The following is a 20927-nucleotide window of genomic DNA, read 5'->3' as shown; positions in this document are numbered from 1 at the left end:
ACCTTTACGGCGACAGACGCAAAAAGAGCCAAACACCGAGTGATCTAGACCCAACCACCGCAACGCGGCAAAGTCACTGAGACGCAAAAACTCCTCAAAACGTGACGTTTTGAGTGCTTTTGCGTCTTCGCGAGCGGGCGAGGCTTCGGTGCTCTCGGCGGTCGTTTGGCGTTGCGCGTAGCCGGTTGGGTAAAGTATCCCGGTCAAGTCATAAGCCGGTACGGGTGAAGATAGCGGAGTTCATGGGTTCAGTAATCAAGAAGCGGCGCAAGCGTATGTCGAAGAAAAAGCACCGCAAGCTGCTACGTCGCACCCGGGTGCAGCGCAGAAAACTTGGCAAGTAAGTTCTGCCGGCGCGTACCGTCACCCGTCCGTAACGCCCCCGTTTCCCCTCGTAGCTAGGCTGTCGGGGTGGATTCGTCGAGCGGCCGAGAGGGTGGGGAAACCAGCGGCCAGCATAAAACCGCAGACACCGTCCACTATCCCAAGGTGGTGCTCGTCACCGGTGCCTGCCGTTTTCTCGGCGGCTACCTGACCGCTCGACTGGTGCAGAACCCGTTGATCAACCGTGTCATCGCGGTCGACGCGATCGCGCCGAGCAAGGACATGCTGCGCCGAATGGGCCGCGCCGAGTTCGTGCGGGCCGATATCCGAAACCCCTTCATCGCGAAGGTGATTCGAAACGGCGAAGTCGACACGGTGGTGCACGCTGCGGCCGCGTCGTACGCGCCGCGATCCGGCGGAAGCGCGGCGCTGAAGGAACTCAACGTGATGGGTGCGATGCAGTTGTTCGCCGCCTGTCAGAAGGCACCCTCGGTGCGACGCGTGGTGCTGAAGTCGACTTCGGAGGTGTACGGGTCGAGCCGGCACGATCCGGTGATGTTCACCGAGGACAGCACCAGCCGTCGGCCGTTCCGGGAAGGGTTTGCCAAAGACTCCCTCGATATCGAGGGATACGTGCGCGGGCTTGGGCGGCGTCGTCCGGACATCGCGGTGACAATTCTGCGGTTAGCCAACATGATTGGCCCGGCGATGGACACGTCGCTGTCGCGCTATCTGGCGGGACCCTTGGTGCCGACGATGTTCGGCCGCGATGCGCGACTGCAGTTGTTGCACCAGCAGGATGCGCTGGGCGCGTTGGAACGCGCCGCCATGGCCGGCAAGGCAGGCACCTACAACATTGGTGCCGAGGGAATCATCATGTTGTCCCAAGCGATTCGACGTGCCGGCCGAATTCCGTTGCCAGTACCCAGTTTTGGCGTGTGGGCCCTGGATTCACTGAGACGTGCTAATCGTTATACCGAAATAAATCGTGAGCAATTCGCGTACTTGAGTTACGGCCGCGTGATGGACACCACCCGAATGCGTTCTGAGCTCGGATATCAACCCAAATGGTCGACCGCCGAAGCGTTCGACGACTACCTGCGCGGCCGCAGCTTGACTCCCATTATCGACCCACATCGGGTACGCTCCTGGGAGGGTCGTGCCATAGCTGTGGCGCAGCGCTGGGGTAGCCGAAATCCACTTCCCTGGTCGGGGTCTAGATAGGTTTGGGTTGATAACGTGGCTGGTGAAACCAGAGCGAATGTTATTCCACTGCATAGCAATCGAGGCCGGGTAGCCGCGCGCCGTCGTGCCGATCAGCGTACCGAGTCAGCGCGTCAACATCCCTCGCTGCTTTCCGATCCGAGCGCGCGCGCATCGGCCGAAGAGATCGCCGCCGTCGTCCGCGAAATCGATGAGCACCGCCGCGCCGCGAGCGGCGCGGCCCCGGCCGAAGCGCCACTCAACGATCTCGCTCAGCGCGTCGCCGCGGTTGCCGGATTCCTTCGGCAGCGATTGACCGGCGACTACACGGTCGACGAATTCGGCTTCGATCCGCACTTCAACGACGCGATCGTTCGGCCTTTGCTGAGGTTCTTCTTCAACTCCTGGTTCCGGGTCGAAGTCAGTGGCGTGGAGAACATTCCCAGCGACGGCGCGGCGCTGGTTGTCGCTAACCATGCCGGTGTGTTGCCATTCGACGGGCTGATGCTGTCTGTGGCCGTGCACGACGAACATCCCGCGCAGCGCGACCTGCGACTGCTGGCCGCCGATATGGTGTTCGACTTGCCGGTGGTGGGGTCGACCGCCCGCAAGGCCGGTCACACGATGGCCTGCACGTCCGATGCGCACCGACTGCTCGCCTCCGGTGAGCTCACCGCGGTTTTCCCGGAGGGCTACAAAGGTCTGGGCAAACGATTCGAGGACCGCTACCGGCTGCAGCGGTTCGGTCGCGGCGGCTTCGTCTCGGCCGCGCTGCGGACCAAGGCGCCGATCGTGCCGTGCTCAATCATCGGATCCGAAGAGATCTACCCGATGCTGGCCGACGTGAAGCTGTTGGCGCGCCTGTTCGGGGTGCCGTACTTCCCGGTGACGCCGCTGTTCCCGTTGGCCGGCCCCGCGGGGCTGGTGCCGCTGCCGTCGAAGTGGCGAATCGCGTTCGGTGAGCCGATACCCACCGCCGACTACTCACCCAGCGACGCCGAGGACCCGATGGTCACCTTCGAGCTGACCGACCAGGTGCGCGAGACCATCCAGCAGACGCTGTACCGGCTGTTGGCCGGCCGGCGCAACATCTTCTTCGGCTAAGCCGGCCCGCGAAAAAGCCCACGAAAAACCCCCGGTGGCGGCCGGGGGTTGTTTTCGGATCGTACCTACTTGACCAGCGTGAACTGGCAAACGTTGGTGTAGCCGTCGCGGAAGAGGTCGGAGCAACCGGTCAGGTAGCGCTGCCAGATGTCGTACATCTCCTGGCCCTTGAGCTCGATGGCCTTCTCCTTGTGCTTTTCCAGCTGCTCGGCCCACGTGTTCAAGGTCGGGACGTAGTTCTTGCCGATGAAGTGATGACGTTCGATCTTGAACCCAGCCTCGGTCGAGTACCGGTCGACCTGCTCGACCTGCGGCAACTTACCGCCAGGGTAGATCTCCTTCAGGATGAAGCTGATGAAGCGCAGCAGGCTCATCGTGGTCTTGAGGCCCATCGCCTTACCCTCTTCGGCGGTCGGCACCACGATCGAGTGCAGCAGGAACCGGCCGTCGTCGGGCAGCAAGCTGTAGTACTTCTTGAAGAACGTGGCGTAACGCTGGTATCCGGCGTCGCCGGCCCCATCGGCGAAGTGCTCGAACGCGCCGAGCGACACGATGCGGTCGATGGGCTCGTCAAAGTGCTCCCAACCCTGCAGGCGCACCTCTTTGCGCCGCGGGCTGTCCATCTCGGCGAACTTCTGCTCGCAGTGCGCCACCTGGTTCTCACTGAGTGTCAGGCCAATGACGTTGACGTCGTAGTGCTCGACGGCGTGCCGCATGGTCGAACCCCAGCCAGAGCCGATGTCGAGCAGCGTCATGCCCGGTTCGAGGTTGAGTTTGTCCAGGGCGAGCTTGCGCTTGGCGAACTGCGCCTCTTCGAGGGTCTTCTTCTGGGGCTCATCGATGTTGGGGTGCTCATCGAAGTACGCACAGCTGTAGGTCATCGACGGGTCGAGCCACAGCTTGAAGAATTCGTTCGATCGGTCGTAGTGCGACTGCACAGCCTGTACCGGCGGCTGTAGTTGAGTGCCGGCCGAGTTGCCTTGAGATGTCATTAAATCGACGCTACCTGCTCTGTTTAGATGGATGCAATTGCCGCGACGGTTGCTTCCGCGTCCGCGTCATGCTTGGCCGCTTCGCCGAGCATGGTGACCACGCTGGTGACCACCGGCCTACCTTCGGCGTCCGTCACCTCACTTCGGATTTCGGCTAAGACCGTCCCGTGGGATTGGATCACCGAATCCAAGTACGTGTCGAAGTGTAGCTTGTCGCCGACCACGATCGGCCGGTGGAAGTGGAACTTTTGGTCGCGGTGCATAACGCGGGCGATGTTGATCGGAATGCTGAATTTGGTGAAGATTTCCAGCTGAACGCGCCGCCCGGCAATGGCCAGAAACGTCAACGGAGCTACCAGTCCGTCGTAGCCGGCCTCGGTGGCGACGGCGTCGTCGTAGTGGAGCGAGTCGTCGTTTTGGATCGAAGCGGCGAATTCACGGACTTTTTCGCGTCCGACAAGGAAGTAGTCTTCCTGCCGGTAGTGCTTACCGATGATTCCTTCGGCTCCCTGGGGAACTGTCATGACGCCGCTTTCCGCTCGAATAGATGCTCAGCGGCGCAGCCTATCAGCGTGATTGGCGTCGAGACGCCAAAGCGGCCAGCGCGCCGCCGGCCGCTCCCAGCGCCAGGGCAGAGGGCACGCCGATGCGGGCGGCCTTGCGCGCGGTCCGAAAGTCGCGGATCTCCCAGCCACGTTCGCGGGCCAGGCTGCGCAGGCGTGCGTCGGGATTGATGGCGACGGCCGTGCCCACCAGGGTCAACATCGGCACGTCGTTGAAGCTGTCGGAGTACGCCGTGCAGCGTTTGAGGTTGAGGCCCTCACGGATTGCCAGAGACCGCACCGCATGGGCTTTGCCGGGGCCGTGCAGGATGTCGCCCACCAGTCGTCCGGTGAAAACTCCGTCGACGGATTCGGCCACCGAGCCCAGTGCACCGGTCAGTCCCAGCCGTCGGGCAATGGTCGCCGCGAGCTCATACGGCGTGGCGGTGATCAGCCAGACCTGCTGGCCGGCGTCGAGGTGCATCTGGGTGAGTTCGCGGGTGCCCGGCCAGATCTTGTCGGCGATGATCTCGTCGTAGATCTCCTCGCCCAGCCGCACCAGCTCGTCGACCGACCGGCCTTCGATGAACGCCAGCGCTTTGCGTCTGCCCGCGGCGACGTCGTCGCTGTTCTCCTTGCCCAGCACCTGAAACTTGGCCTGCGCGTAGACGAATCCGACTACGTCGCGGTAGGTGAAGTAGTCCCGCGCGGCCAACCCGCGCCCGAAATGCACCGCCGAGGAGCCCTGCACCAGGGTGTTGTCCACGTCGAAAAACGCCGCGGCCGTCAGGTCGATCGGCGGCTGGCGATGCTCGTCGGCGCCGCTGGCGTGCATGTCGTCCAGCGCACGTTCGGCGCTGGCGTTGGCGGCCAGCGTCTCCAGATCGGCGCGCCCCGTGTGGTCTATGTGTCTGGGGTCATCTGCGTGTCTGGGGTCAAAGGAAGCCATGGAAGCCATACGCGAAACCTCCCAAGTCGCCGAGTGGCGCGGTTCCCGCCGCCGAGCCGATACCAACCCTATCCGGACCGGTCCGGCATTACGCGGTCAGACGGATGGGCCAGACTGGTGGCTATGACGCCAACCGAGGGCCGACCGCGGGTCGAGTTGCTGACCCGCGCCGGGTGCGCGATCTGTGAGCGCGTGCACGCCCGGTTGGCCGCCCTGGCCGGGGAGCTGAACTTCGAATTGTCCAGCACCGATGTCGACGCCGCGGCGCTGAAGGGAAATCCCGGGCTGCGGGCCGAATTTGGGGACCGGTTGCCGGTGGTGCTGCTGGACGGACGTGAGCATAGCTACTGGGAGGTCGACGAGCCGCGCCTGCGCGCAGACCTCGCCGGCCGCTGAGGACGAGGCTCCGATATTTGGTAGCCCACCTCAGAACCGTCTACCGTAGAAGCAGTTCACTTTCCGAGGCTGCAAGGGAGCGGGCCAGGTGATTGCGCCGTGAGCATCCTGCTCTTTGGGGTTTCGCACCGCAGTGCGCCTGTCTCCGTCCTGGAACAACTCAGCATCGACGAGTCCGATCAGATCAAGATCGTCGACCAGGTGCTGCAGTCTTCGCTGGTCAGCGAGGCTCTGGTGCTCTCCACATGCAACCGCGTCGAAATCTATGCCGTGGTCGAGGCGTTTCACGGCGGATTGTCGGCGATCGGACAGGTGCTGGCCGAGTACTCCGGTCTATCGATGGGGGACCTCACCAAGCACGCCTACGTCCGCTACAGCGAGGCGGCCGTCGAGCATCTGTTCGCGGTGGCCAGTGGACTGGATTCGGCCGTTGTCGGCGAGCAGCAGGTCCTTGGCCAGGTACGCCGGGCCTATGCCACCGCCGAGGCAAACAGCGCGGTGGGCCGAGTGCTGCACGAGTTGGCGCAACGCGCGCTCTCGGTGGGTAAGCGGGTGCACGCCGAAACCGCCATCGATGCCGCCGGCGCGTCGGTGGTCTCGGTTGCGCTGGACATCGCCGCGCGCAAGTTGGGCACGATGGCGGGCAAGACCGCCGTCGTGGTCGGCGCCGGAGCGATGGGTGCTCTGTCGGCCGCACACCTGAGCCGCGCGGGAATCGGTCGAGTGCGCGTACTGAACCGCTCGCTGACTCGCGCGCAGCGGCTAGCGGACAAGATCGCCGAATCCGGCATCCCGACCGAGGCGCTGACGCTGGACCAGCTGCCGGACGCGCTGGCCGATGCCGACTTGGTGGTGAGCTGCACCGGGGCGGTCAGCCCGGTGGTATCACTGGCTGACGTGCACCACGCGCTGGTCAATACCCGCCGCGACGAAGCCATGAAGCCGTTAGTCATCTGCGATCTCGGAATGCCGCGCGACGTCGACCCGGCGGTGGCCGGACTGCCCGGCGTGCTGGTCGTCGACGTGGACCGGGTGCAACACGAACCGTCGGCCCACGCGGCCGCCGCCGACGTCGACGCCGCCCGGCTGATCGTCGCCGCCGAAGTTGCTGCTTACCTTGCTGGGCAGCGGATGGCCGAGGTCACCCCGACGGTCACCGCGCTGCGCCAGCGGGCCGCGAACGTGGTCGAGGCGGAGTTGCTGCGCCTGGACAACCGGTTGCCCGGGCTGGATTTGACCGAGCGTGCAGAGGTGGCGCGCACGGTGCGACGGGTCGTCGACAAGCTGCTGCACGCACCTACCGTGCGGATCAAGCAACTTGCCAGCGCCCCCGGCGGCGACAGCTACGCCGAAGCGCTGCGCGAGCTGTTCGAGCTGGATCAGACCGCGATCGACTCCGTAGCCGCGGTGGGAGCCGGTGAATTACCGGTCATACCAAGCGGACTCGACAATTCAGAGCAATCCGCCGAGTAACGATAGGCGCAAGTGATCCGGATAGGCACTCGGGGCAGCCTGCTGGCCACCACCCAGGCTGCGACCGTCAGAGACGCATTGATCGCCAACGGCCATCCCGCCGAACTGGTGACGATCAGCACGGTCGGCGACCAATCGTCGGCGCCGATCGAGACGCTCGGTGTTGGCGTCTTCACCACCGCGCTGCGCGAGGCGATCCAGGACGGCCGCGTCGACGCTGCTGTGCACTCGCACAAGGATTTGCCAACGGCCGACGACCCTCGTTTCACCATCGCCGCCATGCCACCACGGAATGACCCGCGCGACGCGCTGGTGGCCCGCGACGGACTGGTCCTGGGGGAGTTGCCGGCGGGTTCGCTGGTGGGCACGTCCTCGCCGCGACGGGCCGCACAGCTTAGAGCATTGGGTCTCGGTTTGGAAATCCGCCCCCTACGAGGCAACCTAGATACCAGGTTGAACAGGGTAAGTAGTGGTGATCTTGACGCCATCGTGGTGGCCCGGGCCGGTCTGGCCCGATTGGGTCGTCTCGATGATGTCACCGAGACGCTGGAGCCGGTGCAAATGTTGCCAGCGCCTGCTCAGGGTGCACTCGCCGTCGAATGCCGAGCCGGTGACAGCCGGCTGGTCGCGGTGTTGGCGGAGTTGGACGACGCCGACACGCGCGTGGCGGTCACCGCGGAGCGAGCTCTGCTTGCCGAACTGGAGGCCGGTTGCTCGGCACCGGTGGGTGCGATCGCGGAAGTGGTCGAGTCCATCGATGAGGAGGGGCGGGTCTTCGAAGAGCTGTCGTTGCGCGGCTGCGTGGCGGCACTCGACGGATCCGACGTGATCCGCGCGTCCGGCATCGGCACCTCCGATCGGGCACGGGAGCTGGGGCTCTCGGTCGCGGCGGAGCTGTTCGAACTGGGCGCCGCAGAGTTGATGTGGGGAACGCGGGAAGACCCCGCGCGAGGAAATTGAAAGAGACTGTGGGAGCGACAACGATGACGCGAGGGCGTAAGCCGACACCGGGCCGCATCACTTTCGTGGGTTCCGGTCCAGGCGACCCAGGTCTGCTGACCACCCGGGCCGCCACGGTGCTGGCGAATGCCGCCCTGGTGTTTACCGACCCTGACGTACCCGAGCCGGTGCTGGCACTGATCGGCAAGGATCTGCCTCCGGTGTCCGGCCCAGCACCCGCCGAGCCGGCAGCAGGCAGCGCCGACGCCGGGTCTTCGGGCCCCGAGACCGCACCCGCGGTGGTCCAGAGTGGTCCCGACATCCGGCCGGCGCTAGGCGATCCGGCCGAGGTCGCCAAGACACTGACGCACGAGGCCCGACTGGGCGTCGACGTCGTGCGATTGGTCGCCGGCGACCCGTTGTCGGTGGACGCGCTGATCACCGAGGTGAACGCCGTCGCCCGAAGCCACCTGCACATCGAGATCGTCCCCGGCTTGGCGCCCAGCAGCGCGGTTCCGACCTACGCGGGGTTGCCGCTGGGTTCCTCGCACACCGTTGCCGACGTGCGGGACCCACACGTGGACTGGGAGGCGTTGGCCGCCGCACCGGGACCGCTGATCCTGCAGGCCACGGCGTCGCACCTGGCCGACGCCGCGCGCACCCTGATCGACCACGAACTGTCCGAGGGCACGCCGTGCGTGGTGACCGCGCAGGGCACCACCTGCCAGCAGCGTTCGGTTGAGACCACCCTGCAGGGACTGACCGATCCCGCGGTGCTCAACGGCACCGACCCCGCCAGCCCGTTGACCGGGCCACTGGTGGTGACCATCGGCAAGACGGTGACCAGCCGGGCCAAGCTGAATTGGTGGGAAAGCCGGGCACTATACGGCTGGACGGTGTTGGTGCCACGCACCAAGGACCAGGCCGGCGAGATGAGCGAGCGGCTGACTTCCTACGGCGCGCTGCCCATGGAGGTGCCGACCATCGCCGTCGAGCCACCGCGCAGCCCCGCGCAGATGGAACGTGCCGTCAAGGGCTTGGTCGACGGTCGGTTCCAGTGGGTGGTGTTCACCTCCACCAATGCGGTTCGCGCGGTGTGGGAGAAGTTCGGCGAGTTCGGTCTGGACGCCCGCGCGTTCTCCGGTGTGAAGATCGCCTGCGTCGGCGAGGCTACGGCCGACCGGGTGCGGGCATTCGGGATCAGCCCCGAGCTGGTGCCGTCCGGCGAGCAGTCCTCGATGGGCCTGCTCGACGAATTCCCGCCCTATGACAGCATTTTCGACCCGGTGAACCGGGTGTTGCTGCCGCGTGCGGACATCGCCACCGAGACGCTGGCCGAGGGACTGCGCGAGCGTGGCTGGGAGATCGAGGACGTCACCGCCTATCGCACGGTGCGCGCCGCCCCGCCGCCGGCGTCCACCCGCGAGATGATCAAGACGGGCGGTTTCGACGCGGTGTGCTTCACCTCCAGCTCCACCGTGCGCAACCTGGTCGGCATCGCCGGCAAGCCGCACGCGCGGACCATCATCGCCTGTATCGGCCCCAAGACAGCCGAGACCGCCGCGGAGTTCGGCCTGCGGGTGGATGTCCAGCCGGACACCGCCGCGGTGGGTCCGCTGGTCGACGCGTTGGCTGAGCACGCCGCCCGGTTGCGCGCCGAAGGTGCGCTGCCTCCGCCGCGCAAGAAGAGCCGCAGACGATGACTTATCCTGCGTTGACTCTGCGCGCAGGGCGCAAAAGTGCGAGTAACTTCCGCCCGCAACGCAGAGTCAACGCACGCGGCTAGGAGACACAGTGGCGTACCCTCGGCAGCGGCCTCGGAGGCTGCGATCGACGCCCGCGTTACGCCGCCTGGTAGCCCAAACCTCCTTGGAGCCAAGGCATTTGGTGCTGCCGATGTTCATTAGCGCTGAAGCCGATGGTATCGACGAGCCGCGCCCAATCGCGTCTATGCCGGGTGTAGTGCAACACACCCGTGAGTCGCTGCGCCGTGCCGCCGCCGACGCGGTGTCCGCCGGGGTGGGCGGGCTGATGCTGTTCGGTGTGCCCCGCGAGCAGGACAAGGACGCTCTCGGCTCAGCCGGGACCCATCCAGACGGCATCCTCAACGTGGCGCTGCGGGACCTGGCCAAGGATCTCGGCGACGCCACCGTGCTGATGGCCGACACCTGCCTGGACGAGTTCACCGATCACGGCCACTGCGGCGTGCTAGACGAACGCGGCCGGGTCGACAACGACGCGACATTGACTCGATACGTGGAACTGGCTGTGGCACAAGCGGAATCGGGTGCTCACGTGGTCGGTCCGAGCGGCATGATGGACGGGCAGGTGGCCGCGATCCGCGACGGGCTGGACGCGGCCGGTCACCACGACGTCGTGATCCTGGCGTATGCCGCCAAGTTCGCCTCGGCGTTCTACGGCCCGTTCCGTGAGGCGGTGTCCTCGAGCCTGTCGGGCGACCGGCGTACCTACCAGCAAGAGCCCGGCAACGCCCGCGAGGCGTTGCGCGAGGTCGAACTTGACCTCGACGAGGGCGCCGACATCGTGATGGTCAAGCCGGCGCTGGGTTATCTGGACGTGCTGGCTGCAACGGCCGACATCTCAGCGGTGCCGGTGGCGGCGTATCAGGTTTCCGGCGAGTACGCGATGATTTGTGCGGCGGCGGCCAACGGGTGGATCGATGAGCGGGCCGCGGCGCTGGAGTCGCTGATGAGTATCCGGCGCGCGGGGGCCGATATTGTGCTCACCTATTGGGCGGCGGACGCGGCGAATTGGCTGACGTAACGGAGGCGGGCATGACAGCAGCGGGGGAGCCCCTGGACCCTATCGACCCCATAGACCCAAAAGACTTAAAAGACCAAGTGCTGTTCTCCGAACCCGGCGCCAGCTGGTACTGGGTGCTGGCGGGACCGCTGTCGGCCGCGTCGCTGATCTACATCCAGCACGCCAACCACGTCCCGATCTCCTTCCTGGTTCCGGCCATCTTCCTGGTTCTGGTGTCGGCGTTCGTGGCTTTGCAGGTCAAGGCCGCGCGGATCCACACCTCTGTCGAGCTGACCGAGGACGCTTTGCGGGAGGGCACCGAAACCATCCTGGTGCGCGAAATCGTCAAGGTGTTTCCGGAAGCCGAGAATTCGATCGCGTCCGGTAAATCGCTGGCCAGGTGGCAGTCCGCGCGGGCGCTCGGGGAACTGGTCGGGGTGCCGCGCGGTCGCTTCGGCATCGGTCTCAAGCTCACCGGCGGTCGCACCGCCCAGGCCTGGGCGCGCCGCCACCGTCATCTGCGTGACGCGCTGACGCCACTGGTGGAGGAGCGGATGGGTCCCTACGTGCCCGAGGTCAGCGACGAGGTCGATGCGTTCGACGACGACGACAACGAGTCGATCCGGTGAGTACCCGGGCGGTCATTGAGCTGATCCTGGCGGGTGCGGCCTTGGTGGCGACCGGGTTCAGCTGGGTGCAGACGCGCTCCACGATCGCGGTCGCACCGGTGGCCGAGGGACAGCCGGCCACGTTCTCGGTTGTCTACGACGCGCCGCAGTTGGTGCTGACGTTGCTGCTGGCAACCGTCGCCGGGATTCTGGCGGTCATCGGTTTGGCCAGGCTGCGCCGCGCCAGAGTCCGCTAGGCCGATTTCTTGACGAGTTCCAGGACCTGCCGACGCCGCCACGCGATGGCGTCGGACAGGTGCCGCAGCGCCGCGGGGACCGAGCGGGCAACGGGGAACGTCTCGGGCTCGCCCAGCAGCGCCTTGACGGCCGGGTTCGCCACAATCGTCCATTCCACGCCGGCAGCGCGGCACTCCTCGTCTAGGACGCAGAACAGCGAGATACCTGCGGACGAGAAGTGGCTCAGGTCGCTCAAATCGAGCACGATCGGGCTGTCGCTGAGAACGAAGCGGCGTACGTACTCGGCGACCTGGTCGATGTTGACCGCATCGATTTCGCCCCGGATCTTGATGACCGTGGCCAGATGACGGCATTGCGCCCGGATCAGGGCCCCACTGCAGTCGACAGCGCCGGGAACCCCCGGAACCATTTTGTTGATCGCGATAGTCATGAACAGCCCCATTTCCCCGTGGCGCATCCTGATGACAGACCAAGCCCTGCCCCTTAAAGTGCCCGCCAAACCTAAAGGGACCGGTAGCCAGGTCTAATTCTTTGCTAAGAAGCGGTTCGCCGGTCGGCGGCCAGGTCCACCTCAGGCCCCCTGTTAGGCTGCTTGGGCTGCCGGTCAGCCGCGTCGGTCGACCAGTCGAACAGCCAAAATCCAGGCGGAAAGATTTCGTGCAAAGCGGAGAACTCAAGGGTCAGATCAAGGGCGAGATCAAGGCCCTGACAGGACTCCGCATCGTCGCCGCAGTGTGGGTGGTGCTGTTCCACTTCCGGCCCATGGTGGCCGACGTCTCGCCCGATCTACGGGAAAACCTTGCGCCGGTGCTCAACTGCGGCGCTCAAGGCGTCGACCTGTTCTTCATTCTCAGCGGGTTCGTGCTGACCTGGAATTACCTCGACCGCATGGGTCACTCGTTCTCGCTGCGCGCCACCGTCCACTTCTTGTGGTTGCGACTGGCCAGGGTGTGGCCGGTCTACCTGGTCACCCTGCACCTGGCCGCAGCGTGGTGGATTCTCACCCTGCACATCGGCCATACCCCATCGCCCGATATCGGCCGGCTCACCGCGATCAGCTACGTACGTCAAGTTCTGCTGGTGCAGCTGTGGTTCCAGCCTTACTTCGACCTGTCCAGTTGGGACGGGCCGGCCTGGTCGATCAGCGCGGAATGGCTGGCCTATCTGCTGTTCGGGGTGCTGGTGCTGGTGATCTTTCGAATCCAGCACGCCACCCGGGCGCGAGGCCTGATGCTGATGGCTGTCGCGGCCTCGCTACCGCCGATCGTCCTGTTGCTGGCCAGCGGGGTGTTCTATACGCCGTGGAGTTGGTTGCCGCGGATCGTGACGCAGTTCGCCGCCGGGGCGATCGCCTGCGCCGCGGTGCGCCGGCTGCGTCTGTCCGAGCGCGGACGCCGCACCGCGGGATACATCTCTGTGCTGCTCGTCGTGGCAATCGTCGGCATTCTGTACCTGCTCGACGCGTTCCCGATCTCCGGGGTGTACGACGGCAGCGGGGTGGTCGACCTGCTGTTCGTTCCCCTGGTGATCACGTTGGCCGTCGGCATCGGCAGCCTGCCGTGGCTGCTGGCGACCCGGTTCATGGTTTACGGCGGGGAGATCTCGTTCTGCCTCTACATGGTGCATGAGCTGGTGCACACCACGTGGACGTGGGCGGTGGTGAATTTTCGTCTGCAACCGTGGCTGCCGGACAGCCCGTGGAAGTGGAATATCTTCGCTCTGCTGGCGATCGCGGTGGCTCTTTCGGCGTTGATGTATCGCTTTGTCGAAGAGCCGGCTCGCCGTTGGATGCGCAGGATGGTCGACGCCCGGCCGACGCCCGCGGGCCACGAACCCGGCGATTCCCCCGGCGCCAAGCTGCATCCCATGGACGGTGTGCTGTCCGGAGCGTCGTCGCGCACGCCATAGCGATCGAATGCCAAAAGCCGCAAGCGAGTTGACGGCGCTGAGGATCGTTAGCTCGTACGATTTCGAAGTAGATGCACGCACTTCGATTGGCCACGCTCACCGTCCGTCTCAGCTTGCTGATGGCGGTGGTTTCGCTGTCCCTGGCCACTCCGGCGCAGATGCCGCCGTACCGCGCGGTGACGCTGGATCTGAGGCTCACGCATATCGCGGTAATCGGCGACTCGTACACGACGGGTACCGACGAAGGCGGTCTGGGTGCGAACTCGTGGACCGCGCGCACCTGGCGGACGCTCACCGGGCCCGGACTGCGTATCGCCAGTGATGTGGCAGCCGAGGGCCGTGCCGGCTACGGAGTGCCCGGCGACCACGGCAACATCTTCCAGGATCTGACTGCCCGCGCGGTCAAACCCGACGACAAATTGGTGGTGTTCTTCGGCTCCCGCAATGACCAGGACGTCGACCCGGTGCTGTTGGCCCAACGCGCCCAGGCCACTCTCGCGCTGGCACGCAGACTCGCCCCGTCGGCCAGGTTCCTGGTGATCGGACCGCCATGGCCCACCGCCGATGTGCCGTTGGCAACCTTGGTGATTCGCGACGTTCTGGCCGGCGCGTCGTGGGCTGCGCGCGCGGACTTCGTCGACCCGATCGGTGACCGCTGGTTCGTCGACCGGCCCGACCTGATCGGCCGGGACGGGGTGCACCCCAATGACGCCGGGCACGAGTACATCGCGAGCAAGATGGTGCCGCTCATCCGGTGGCAACTATCGAAGTGATTGCGGCGCTGTAACGCCATTTCGCACCCAGACGGGAACCTAAAGCGATGGCCGCGCAACAACTCTCGTGTCGCCTGGTCGCCGCTTTCAGTCTTCGGCGTGCCTTTCGTAGTCCCAACGTTCAAGGCGCGCTTGCAATTGCAGTAGACCAAGCCCGGCGACCGGCGCGGCTGCGGTAAGCAACACCAACAGCATCGGACTCATCTCAAAACCTCCAAAACCCTTTCTTTCGTACCACGTTCGTCGTCGCGAAGTGGTTCATTCGGCAATAAATCCACCGTCGTGTCACTGAATTGAGACCGTACGATCGGCCAGCGCCCCGATCACCGGCGTCAGCAGCTGCGCGTACTGGGTGGTGACGTGGTTGTCGTCGCGGAACACCAGGGTGTCGCCGACGATCACCGGGCAGCGCTCCGCAGTGCAGAACAAGTCGGTCAGGTCCGCATACGATCCGCCCGCCGCGGTGGTTACCCGCTGCTCGGCGGCGATGCCTTCGGCGTTGGCCGCAACGGATCGAGCCGGGGCGCAGGCGTTCGCGTCGTCAAGGTGCGCCGAAAGGCAGGTCGGCGCCGAGGTTTGCGGATCGGCGACCGGACCCAGGACCAGGACAGCCGACCCCATCCCACGCAGGTAGGCGACGATCGCGCCCAACTTGTCGATCCATGCCGGATCGTAGGAGGCGAAGCTGAAGTCCGCGTGGTAGCGGCGGCTCATGCTCAACACCACCAGGCGCGGTCGCTCGGCCTGCAACCGGTGCACAATCTCGGCCCGCCATTGTTCGCACTCGGTGTACTTGCGGCCCAGGTAAGGGCTGACGATCGGCAGGTCCAGAAACGGGCAGGTGACCTTCGCCATCGTCTCCAGGCGCCAGTGCCGTTGTTCGGCCACCTGCTGCAGCGCCGGATCCCACATCGCCGCGTGCGAATCGCCGATCAGCGCGACCGTCGTGGGTGATCCTGTGTCGGCGGTGGCGCATTCGCTTTGACCCACATCGCGCCAGGAGCGCATGCAGCCGTTGACGAACACCGCAGCCTTCGCGCTCGGCGCCGCCGCCAGCGGCGGGTTCAGGTTTGATGGCACAGGGTGCGCTCCTGCCGAGGCGGCCAGCATCGCACGGGCCGCGTCGAATGCCTGCCGGACTGCGACCTCCTGCGGCGGCAGTTGCGGGTCTGGGGCCGGGGGCAGCGCCACGATCTTGGCCTGGGGGGCGGCGGCTCCGTGGCCTACCGGCGCCGGCACAGCCGTCAGCAGCACCGCGCAGGCGCACGCCGCTACGGCGCTGGCGGCGCCGGCCATAGCCAGACTGGCTTTGGCCGAGCGGCGCAGCGCCGCCGCGAACCGGCCGGGGTTCTCCACCGCGTGCATGGTGATCACCGCGAGCCCGGCCGAGACCGTCGTGGCCGCCAGTCGGCCGGGCAGGCCACCGGGATCACCCAGCAGCGGTGGCAGCAGCAGTAGCACCGGCCAGTGCCACAGGTACCACGAGTACGACACCCGGCCGATCGCCCGCATCACCGGCGGGCACAGCACGCGGCCGACGCCCATGCCGCCGGTGACCGACCCGCTGCCGATCACCAGTGCGGTGCCCAGCACCGGCAGCAACGCCGAGGTGCCCGGATACGGCGTGTGCGGACCGAGTTGGGTGCAGGTCAGCAGGATCAGGGCCAGCCCGCCCCAGCCGGCGACCGTTGCGGGCAGCAGCGGCAACCGTTTCCACTGGTTGATCGTGAGCGCCACCAAACCGCCGGCGGCCAGTTCCCAAGCGCGGGTGGGCAACGAGAAGAACGCCCATGGCGGCGAGACGCGGGTCCAGATCACCGCTGCGGCCAGCGACGCCACGCCGATTAGCGTGAGCAGCACGGCGTACGGCGCGGCGCTGGTGCCCCGGTTTACCCGTCGGGCCAGCCATGCCGTGCCGATGATCAGCGCCGGCCACACCAGGTAGAACTGTTCCTCCACGCCAAGTGACCAGTAGTGCTGGAAGGGCGATGGCGGCAGGTCGGACACCATGTAGTCGGTGCCCTGGGCGGCGAACCGGTAGTTGCCGACGTAGAGCATGCTGGCGATGCCGTCGACGAATACCCGCCGCGCCTGCAGCGGCGGCAGCACGACCGCCGCGACGAGGGCGGTGACGACGCCGACGGTGGCCGCGGCGGGCAGCAGTCGCCGTGCGCGGGCGGCGTAAAACCCGCCCAGCGCAACGGTGTTCGTGGTCGTAACCTCGCGAAGCAGCAGACCGGTGATCAAGAAGCCGGAGATGACGAAGAAGACGTCCACGCCGATGTAGCCGCCGGCGATGCCGGGTATGCCGGCGTGGTAGAGGACCACAGCGACGACCGCGACGGCGCGCAGACCCTCGATGTCGGGCCGGAACGGCGTCCGGGCCGCGGTGCGAGGTGAAACGGTCATCCGCTAGGTCGCCATCCAGGCCAGCTCGCCGGGTAGTTGGGCGCGCCAGTAGTCCACGTCGTGCCCGCCGGGGGAGAAGCTGCCCGCCGGGCGCTTCTTGAATTGGCCGACGAACTGGCTGCTGGCGAAGAAGAAGCGGTCACCGATGCCGCAGTCGACCCGAATCGGGATCGAGTTCAGCACTGGCAGACCGAACACGGTGTTGCGGTTCCAGTCGTCGAGGCTGTCGAACGCACCGGGCGCGGCGCCGATGTAGGACATGTACAGCGCCGGGCTGATCGCGCAGATCCCGGCGGTACGGGCAGGTCCCAGCCGGGCGCCCAGTAGCAGCGCGCCGTAGCCGCCCATGGACCAGCCCAGGAAGCCGACGCGCGAGGTGTCCATGCCCATCGATGTCAGCATCGGCAACAGTTCTTCGAGCACCATGGTGCCGGAATCCTCGCCGTTGGCGCGTCGATGCCAGTAGCTGCTGGCGCCGCCATCGACTCCGACCACGGCGAATGGCGGCTTGCCCTCGCTGACCAGCTGGGCCAGCGCGTCCTCGACGCCGCAGTCCAGCATCATGTTGGCGTCGCCGTCCTTGCCGTGCAGCGCAATCACCGGACGCAGCAGCTTGGTCTGGCCCGGCGGCATGGCGATCACCCAGTTGGTCTTGATGCCGCCGCGGGCCGCCGAGACGAACGAGCCGGTGAGTTTCGTCGGCAGGGTCTTGCCCGCCGCTGGCGGGTCGAACGGAGCGGGTGCCATTGGCGCCGCGAGGGTTTGGATCGGATTCAGCAAGGCGCCCAGCGCCCAGACGCCGGCCGCTCCGGCGCTGGCACCGGCACCCATGCGCAGCACCGAGCGGCGGGTCAGGTCGGCCACGATGGTCAATGATGCCGCGTGTATGGGTGTTTGACGCCCGTGCCACGCCGTATTGCAAGGCACTCGTGACGGGGGCGTGACAGACGAGCGGTCCGGGTGGTGCCTTGATCGCGGATGTGTTGTGGTTAGCCATGGCTAGCACTTCCCAGCTGCGCCAAGATCTGTCGCAACGGCAACTCAGCATGATCGCGCTGGGTGGCGTGATCGGGGCGGGACTGTTCGTGGGGTCAGGCGTGGTGATCGCAAGGACCGGGCCCGCATCGTTTTTGACGTATGCGATCTGCGGTGTGCTGATCATCCTGGTGATGCGGATGCTGGGGGAGATGGCCACCGCGAACCCGTCGACGGGCTCGTTCGCCGACTATGCGACTACGGCGCTCGGGGGGTGGGCGGGATTTTCGGTGGGCTGGCTGTATTGGTACTTCTGGGTCATCGTCGTCGGCTTCGAGGCGGTGGCCGGCGGCAAGGTGTTGAACTACTGGGTGCACGCGCCGCTGTGGTTACTGTCGCTGTGCCTGATGCTGTTGATGACCGCGACCAACTTGTTCTCGGTGTCCTCCTTCGGTGAGTTCGAATTCTGGTTCGCCGGAATCAAAGTCGCCGCGATTGTGATCTTTCTGGGCTTGGGGACGGCGTTTGTCGCCGGGCTGTGGCCGGGCCGGCACCTGGACTTGTCCAATATGTCGGCGCACGGCGGATTTCTTCCGAAGGGAGTGGGTGCGGTTTTTGCCGCCGTCGTCGTGGTGATCTTCTCGATGGTGGGAGCCGAGGTGGTCACCATCGCCGCCGCGGAAAGCCGCGACCCAGAACTGGCCATCGCACGCGCGACCCGATCGGTGGTCGCCCGCATCGTGGTCTTCTTCGTTGGCTCGGTCCTACTGCTGGTGCTGATCACACCGTGGAACTCGCTGGATCCCGGCGCATCACCATATGTCGCCGCGCTCAAGCACATTGGGCTGGCGGGTGCGGATCAGATCATGAACGCCGTGGTGCTCACGGCGGTATTGTCCTGCTTGAACTCCGGGCTGTACACGTCGTCGCGGATGTTGTTCGTCCTCGCGGGCCGGCACGAGGCGCCGGCCGTATTGGTCCGGCTGAGCCGGCGCGGGGTGCCCGCCATCGCCATCTTGTGTTCCTCGGTGGTCGGTTTCCTGTGCGTGCTGATGGCCTGGCTCTCACCTAAGACGGTATTTCTGTTCCTGCTCAACTCATCTGGCGCCGTCATCTTGTTCGTCTACCTGTTGATCGCGCTGTCGCAGATTGTGCTGCGGCGCCGCACCCCACCGCAGCAGTTGCGGGTGAAGATGTGGCTTTTCCCGGTGCTGTCGATCCTGACCGCTGCCGGAATCGTTGCGGTGCTGGTGCAAATGGCCTTCGACGATGCCGCGCGCAGTCAACTGTGGTTGAGCCTGCTGTCCTGGGTGGTGGTATTGGCGGTGTACGCGGGCATGCCACGCGCACGCCGAGATAGCGTGGCGCGCAAGCAGTTCAGCGATTAGCCACATCGCGGCAACGACTCGCGTGGTGAGCTGAGCCCTTGCCGGGATTTGCGGTAGATCCGTTTGGACTGGGTCAGCGCGGGTAACCGGCCGAATCGGGTTGAGGAAGACACGGTGTAAACAGCCTTGGGAGTAATAAATGTTTGTCCACAATAAAGATTTGCAGTTCGAGGTGCGCGTCAGCCAGCCAGATCCGCGGTTCGCTTCCCTTTTGATGGAGCAGTTCGGCGGGGCCAACGGCGAATTGACTGCTGCCCTACAGTACTTCATTCAGGCCTTCGTGCTGCGGGAGAAGAACCCGAAGATGTACGACCTCTTTATGGATATCGCCACAGAGGAATTGAGCCATTTGGAAATGGTTGGCGCGACGATCACCATGCTGCTGGACGGTCTGAACGACGACCTGAAGTTGGCAAACGAGCGTTGCGACTGGATGCCCGCGGTCGCCAGCCGGGACGGTCGCGAGCAAGCCATCCACCAGGTGGCGGTGAACCCGATGTTCCTCGTGCTCAGCGGCGGCGGCCCGGACGCCAAGGACTCGGCCGGCAACAACTGGACCGGCGCGTTCATCGATGCCAGTGGTGACCCGACGGTGGACCTTCGCAACAACCTGGCCGCCGAGTCGCGAGCGAAGATCGTCTACGAGTACCTCAAGCAGTTCACCGACGACCCGGGAGTGCAGGACACGTTGACATTCCTGATGACTCGCGAGATCGCGCACTACCAGCAGTTCACTGCCGCCCTCAACGAGCTGCCGGTGAACTTCCCGCCGGGCACGCTCTCGGGCGACGAGCGCTTCCAGAATGTCGCCTTCAACATGTCTGGCGGCGGCGAGTCGGTGCGCGGGCCGTGGAACCAGGGGCAGGGTCCGTGGCCGGAGGGCATCGAATGGAAGTACGTGGAGAAGCCGTCCGAGCAATGGCTCGGCAGCACGATCCGGCAGAACAAGGGTGCCGAATCCAATCCCGAAGGCTCGCCGGCGGTTCCGAGTGAGAAACCGTTCACCCACGAGCAGCGGATGCCCACCAACTAGCCTGCACCTGACCCAAAAGGCCTGGCGGCCTCAAGTATTGGAGCCGCCAGGCCTTCGGCATCCGGTGCCCGTTGCTGCCGCATGCAGATGATGGATGCAGTTTCAGTGAATCTGTGGGTCCGGCGGGTTGTCGGCTTCACGACCGGTCGCCACATCGCGTACCCGGTCGACTATGGCGGCACCCATACCCATCGTCTTTTGCGTGAGGGAATCGGATGGCGTATTCGGATGCGGACGAGTTGGCGCAACCTTTTTCGCGCTTTCCAGCCGTCTGCCGATCACTTCGAGCTCCCGCTGGTCGACCGCGGCGGCGAACCGCGGCCACACCACATCCTGTTCGAACATGATGTGCTCGCGCCCCGCGATGACGAAACTGCTTCAGCGCCTCGTGGTATCCCGGCTCGCCGGGACGGCCCTCTTCGAGGCGCTGCAGCAGCTTCTTGCCCGCTTCCTCTTGTGCGATAGCTTGATTCGCCAGGTCGTCGCCGTTGCCGAGAGCCCGTCGTACCGCGGGCCAGAAGAACTGCTCTTCGATGGCTTCGTGTTGTGACTCGGCGATAATGAGGTTGTTCACCATCGTCTCGAGACCACTAAGCTGCGCACCATCGCCTTCCGGTGCTCCGTCGAGAACTTCCAACATGCCTAAGACGCTTTTGTGGTCCGCACGCAGAAATGTCAATGCGTCCATGGTTATGGCCTCCCGTGATTGCACTGTGCTGCAAATACCCGCCCTCGGTGAGCAGAAACCGCACCGCGAAAGCTCAAGCAGCGCTGGAAGAGTCGTCAACGCACGGCGCCTCCGTCAGCAGAGTCGCTGACGGAGGCGTGTCCGTGTTCACCGATCGAATCAGGCGGTCGGCCTGCGACCGGCCGCGGGGTCAACGACCACG

21 protein-coding genes and 1 pseudogene are annotated in these 20927 nt (G+C 65.5%); 14 read left to right on the top strand and 8 right to left on the bottom strand.

From position 1 onward, the window contains the following. On the bottom strand, positions 1 to 207 hold a 207-nt coding region (locus A5634_RS28935; RefSeq protein WP_216638740.1), incomplete at its 3' end, for a hypothetical protein. A gap of 35 nt (positions 208 to 242) precedes the next feature. On the opposite strand from A5634_RS28935, the gene A5634_RS27400 reads away from it, so the two are divergent. The 3 genes from A5634_RS27400 (at position 243) to A5634_RS14545 (ending at position 2631) form a co-directional block, all read left to right on the top strand. Continuing rightward, positions 243 to 344 (top strand): 30S ribosomal protein bS22, encoded by a 102-nt coding sequence (locus tag A5634_RS27400; protein ID WP_003402602.1) that lies wholly within the window; start codon positions 243 to 245, stop codon positions 342 to 344. A gap of 67 nt (positions 345 to 411) precedes the next feature. Next, positions 412 to 1548, top strand: a complete 1137-nt coding sequence (locus A5634_RS14550) for an SDR family oxidoreductase (protein WP_065144751.1) — start codon at positions 412 to 414, stop codon at positions 1546 to 1548. Between the two features lie 15 nt (positions 1549 to 1563). Next, a complete protein-coding gene (locus A5634_RS14545; RefSeq protein WP_065144750.1) occupies positions 1564 to 2631 on the top strand; it encodes a lysophospholipid acyltransferase family protein in 1068 nt (355 codons plus the stop codon). Positions 2632 to 2696: 65 nt separating this feature from the next. Here the strand turns inward: A5634_RS14545 and A5634_RS14540 are convergent, their stop codons facing one another. From A5634_RS14540 to A5634_RS14530, 3 genes are read right to left on the bottom strand one after another with little or no spacing between them, the layout of a single operon-like run. After that, positions 2697 to 3623 (bottom strand): cyclopropane mycolic acid synthase family methyltransferase, encoded by a 927-nt coding sequence (locus A5634_RS14540; RefSeq protein WP_065144749.1) that lies wholly within the window; start codon positions 3621 to 3623, stop codon positions 2697 to 2699. 23 nt (positions 3624 to 3646) lie between these two features. Further along, positions 3647 to 4147 carry an FAS1-like dehydratase domain-containing protein gene (locus tag A5634_RS14535; protein WP_065144748.1) on the bottom strand — a complete coding sequence of 167 codons (501 nt, stop codon included), beginning with the start codon at positions 4145 to 4147 and terminating at the stop codon, positions 3647 to 3649. Positions 4148 to 4190: 43 nt separating this feature from the next. Continuing rightward, entirely contained in the window at positions 4191 to 5114 is a 924-nt protein-coding gene (locus A5634_RS14530) for an HAD family hydrolase (protein WP_065144755.1), read from the bottom strand. A gap of 123 nt (positions 5115 to 5237) precedes the next feature. Between A5634_RS14530 and A5634_RS14525 the strand changes: the two genes are divergently transcribed. The 7 genes from A5634_RS14525 to A5634_RS14495 all read left to right on the top strand — a co-directional run bounded on the left by A5634_RS14525 (position 5238) and on the right by A5634_RS14495 (position 11550). Then, positions 5238 to 5510 (top strand): glutaredoxin family protein, encoded by a 273-nt coding sequence (locus A5634_RS14525; protein ID WP_065144747.1) that lies wholly within the window; start codon positions 5238 to 5240, stop codon positions 5508 to 5510. A gap of 99 nt (positions 5511 to 5609) precedes the next feature. Beyond that, complete coding sequence (locus A5634_RS14520) at positions 5610 to 6983, top strand: glutamyl-tRNA reductase (protein ID WP_065144746.1); 1374 nt, start codon at positions 5610 to 5612, stop codon at positions 6981 to 6983. Positions 6984 to 6995: 12 nt separating this feature from the next. After that, positions 6996 to 7943 carry a hydroxymethylbilane synthase gene (gene hemC / locus A5634_RS14515; RefSeq protein ID WP_065144745.1) on the top strand — a complete coding sequence of 316 codons (948 nt, stop codon included), beginning with the start codon at positions 6996 to 6998 and terminating at the stop codon, positions 7941 to 7943. Between the two features lie 23 nt (positions 7944 to 7966). Continuing rightward, entirely contained in the window at positions 7967 to 9625 is a 1659-nt protein-coding gene (locus A5634_RS14510; protein WP_065144744.1) for a uroporphyrinogen-III synthase, read from the top strand. 91 nt (positions 9626 to 9716) lie between these two features. Next, positions 9717 to 10706, top strand: a complete 990-nt coding sequence (gene hemB / locus A5634_RS14505; protein ID WP_081290433.1) for a porphobilinogen synthase — start codon at positions 9717 to 9719, stop codon at positions 10704 to 10706. An 11-nt stretch (positions 10707 to 10717) separates the two neighbouring features. Continuing rightward, positions 10718 to 11314: a DUF3093 domain-containing protein gene (locus tag A5634_RS14500; RefSeq protein ID WP_081290432.1), complete on the top strand. Its 597-nt coding sequence runs from the start codon at positions 10718 to 10720 to the stop codon at positions 11312 to 11314. Then, positions 11311 to 11550 carry a hypothetical protein gene (locus A5634_RS14495; protein ID WP_065144743.1) on the top strand — a complete coding sequence of 80 codons (240 nt, stop codon included), beginning with the start codon at positions 11311 to 11313 and terminating at the stop codon, positions 11548 to 11550. The genes A5634_RS14500 and A5634_RS14495 overlap by 4 nt, the downstream gene beginning before the upstream one ends. Here the strand turns inward: A5634_RS14495 and A5634_RS14490 are convergent. Next, the gene (locus A5634_RS14490) at positions 11547 to 11981 is read right to left on the bottom strand and encodes an STAS domain-containing protein (RefSeq protein WP_155769549.1); all 435 of its coding nucleotides are present in this window, start codon (positions 11979 to 11981) and stop codon (positions 11547 to 11549) included. The two genes, A5634_RS14495 and A5634_RS14490, sit on opposite strands and share 4 nt — an antisense overlap. Before the next feature lie 227 nt (positions 11982 to 12208). On the opposite strand from A5634_RS14490, the gene A5634_RS14485 reads away from it, so the two are divergent. Together A5634_RS14485 and A5634_RS14480 are read left to right on the top strand one after the other, a co-directional pair. Then, the gene (locus tag A5634_RS14485; protein ID WP_065144741.1) at positions 12209 to 13459 is read left to right on the top strand and encodes an acyltransferase family protein; all 1251 of its coding nucleotides are present in this window, start codon (positions 12209 to 12211) and stop codon (positions 13457 to 13459) included. 71 nt (positions 13460 to 13530) lie between these two features. Beyond that, the gene (locus A5634_RS14480) at positions 13531 to 14232 is read left to right on the top strand and encodes an Rv0518 family GDSL lipase (RefSeq protein ID WP_081290431.1); all 702 of its coding nucleotides are present in this window, start codon (positions 13531 to 13533) and stop codon (positions 14230 to 14232) included. A 285-nt stretch (positions 14233 to 14517) separates the two neighbouring features. On the opposite strand, the gene A5634_RS14475 is transcribed toward A5634_RS14480, so the two are convergent. Together A5634_RS14475 and A5634_RS14470 are read right to left on the bottom strand one after the other, a co-directional pair. Beyond that, positions 14518 to 16641, bottom strand: coding sequence for an acyltransferase family protein (locus tag A5634_RS14475; RefSeq protein WP_065144740.1), 2124 nt, complete (start codon positions 16639 to 16641; stop codon positions 14518 to 14520). A gap of 3 nt (positions 16642 to 16644) precedes the next feature. After that, positions 16645 to 17514 (bottom strand): alpha/beta hydrolase, encoded by an 870-nt coding sequence (locus tag A5634_RS14470; RefSeq protein WP_065144739.1) that lies wholly within the window; start codon positions 17512 to 17514, stop codon positions 16645 to 16647. Between the two features lie 122 nt (positions 17515 to 17636). Between A5634_RS14470 and A5634_RS14465 the strand changes: the two genes are divergently transcribed. Both A5634_RS14465 and A5634_RS14460 read left to right on the top strand, forming a co-directional pair. Continuing rightward, positions 17637 to 19004, top strand: coding sequence for an amino acid permease (locus A5634_RS14465; protein WP_065144738.1), 1368 nt, complete (start codon positions 17637 to 17639; stop codon positions 19002 to 19004). A gap of 139 nt (positions 19005 to 19143) precedes the next feature. Continuing rightward, a complete protein-coding gene (locus A5634_RS14460) occupies positions 19144 to 20037 on the top strand; it encodes a manganese catalase family protein (RefSeq protein WP_065144737.1) in 894 nt (297 codons plus the stop codon). 102 nt (positions 20038 to 20139) lie between these two features. Here the strand turns inward: A5634_RS14460 and A5634_RS14455 are convergent. Beyond that, positions 20140 to 20725 (bottom strand): annotated as a pseudogene (locus tag A5634_RS14455) (hemerythrin domain-containing protein). Between the last annotated feature and the right edge of the window lie 202 nt (positions 20726 to 20927).

Origin of the sequence: Mycobacterium asiaticum (genome assembly GCF_001673365.1) — a bacterium.
GTDB classification, from domain to species: domain Bacteria; phylum Actinomycetota; class Actinomycetes; order Mycobacteriales; family Mycobacteriaceae; genus Mycobacterium; species Mycobacterium asiaticum_A.
The sequence above is the reverse complement of the archived record's forward strand: the minus strand, read 5'-3'. Positions and strand labels throughout refer to the sequence as shown.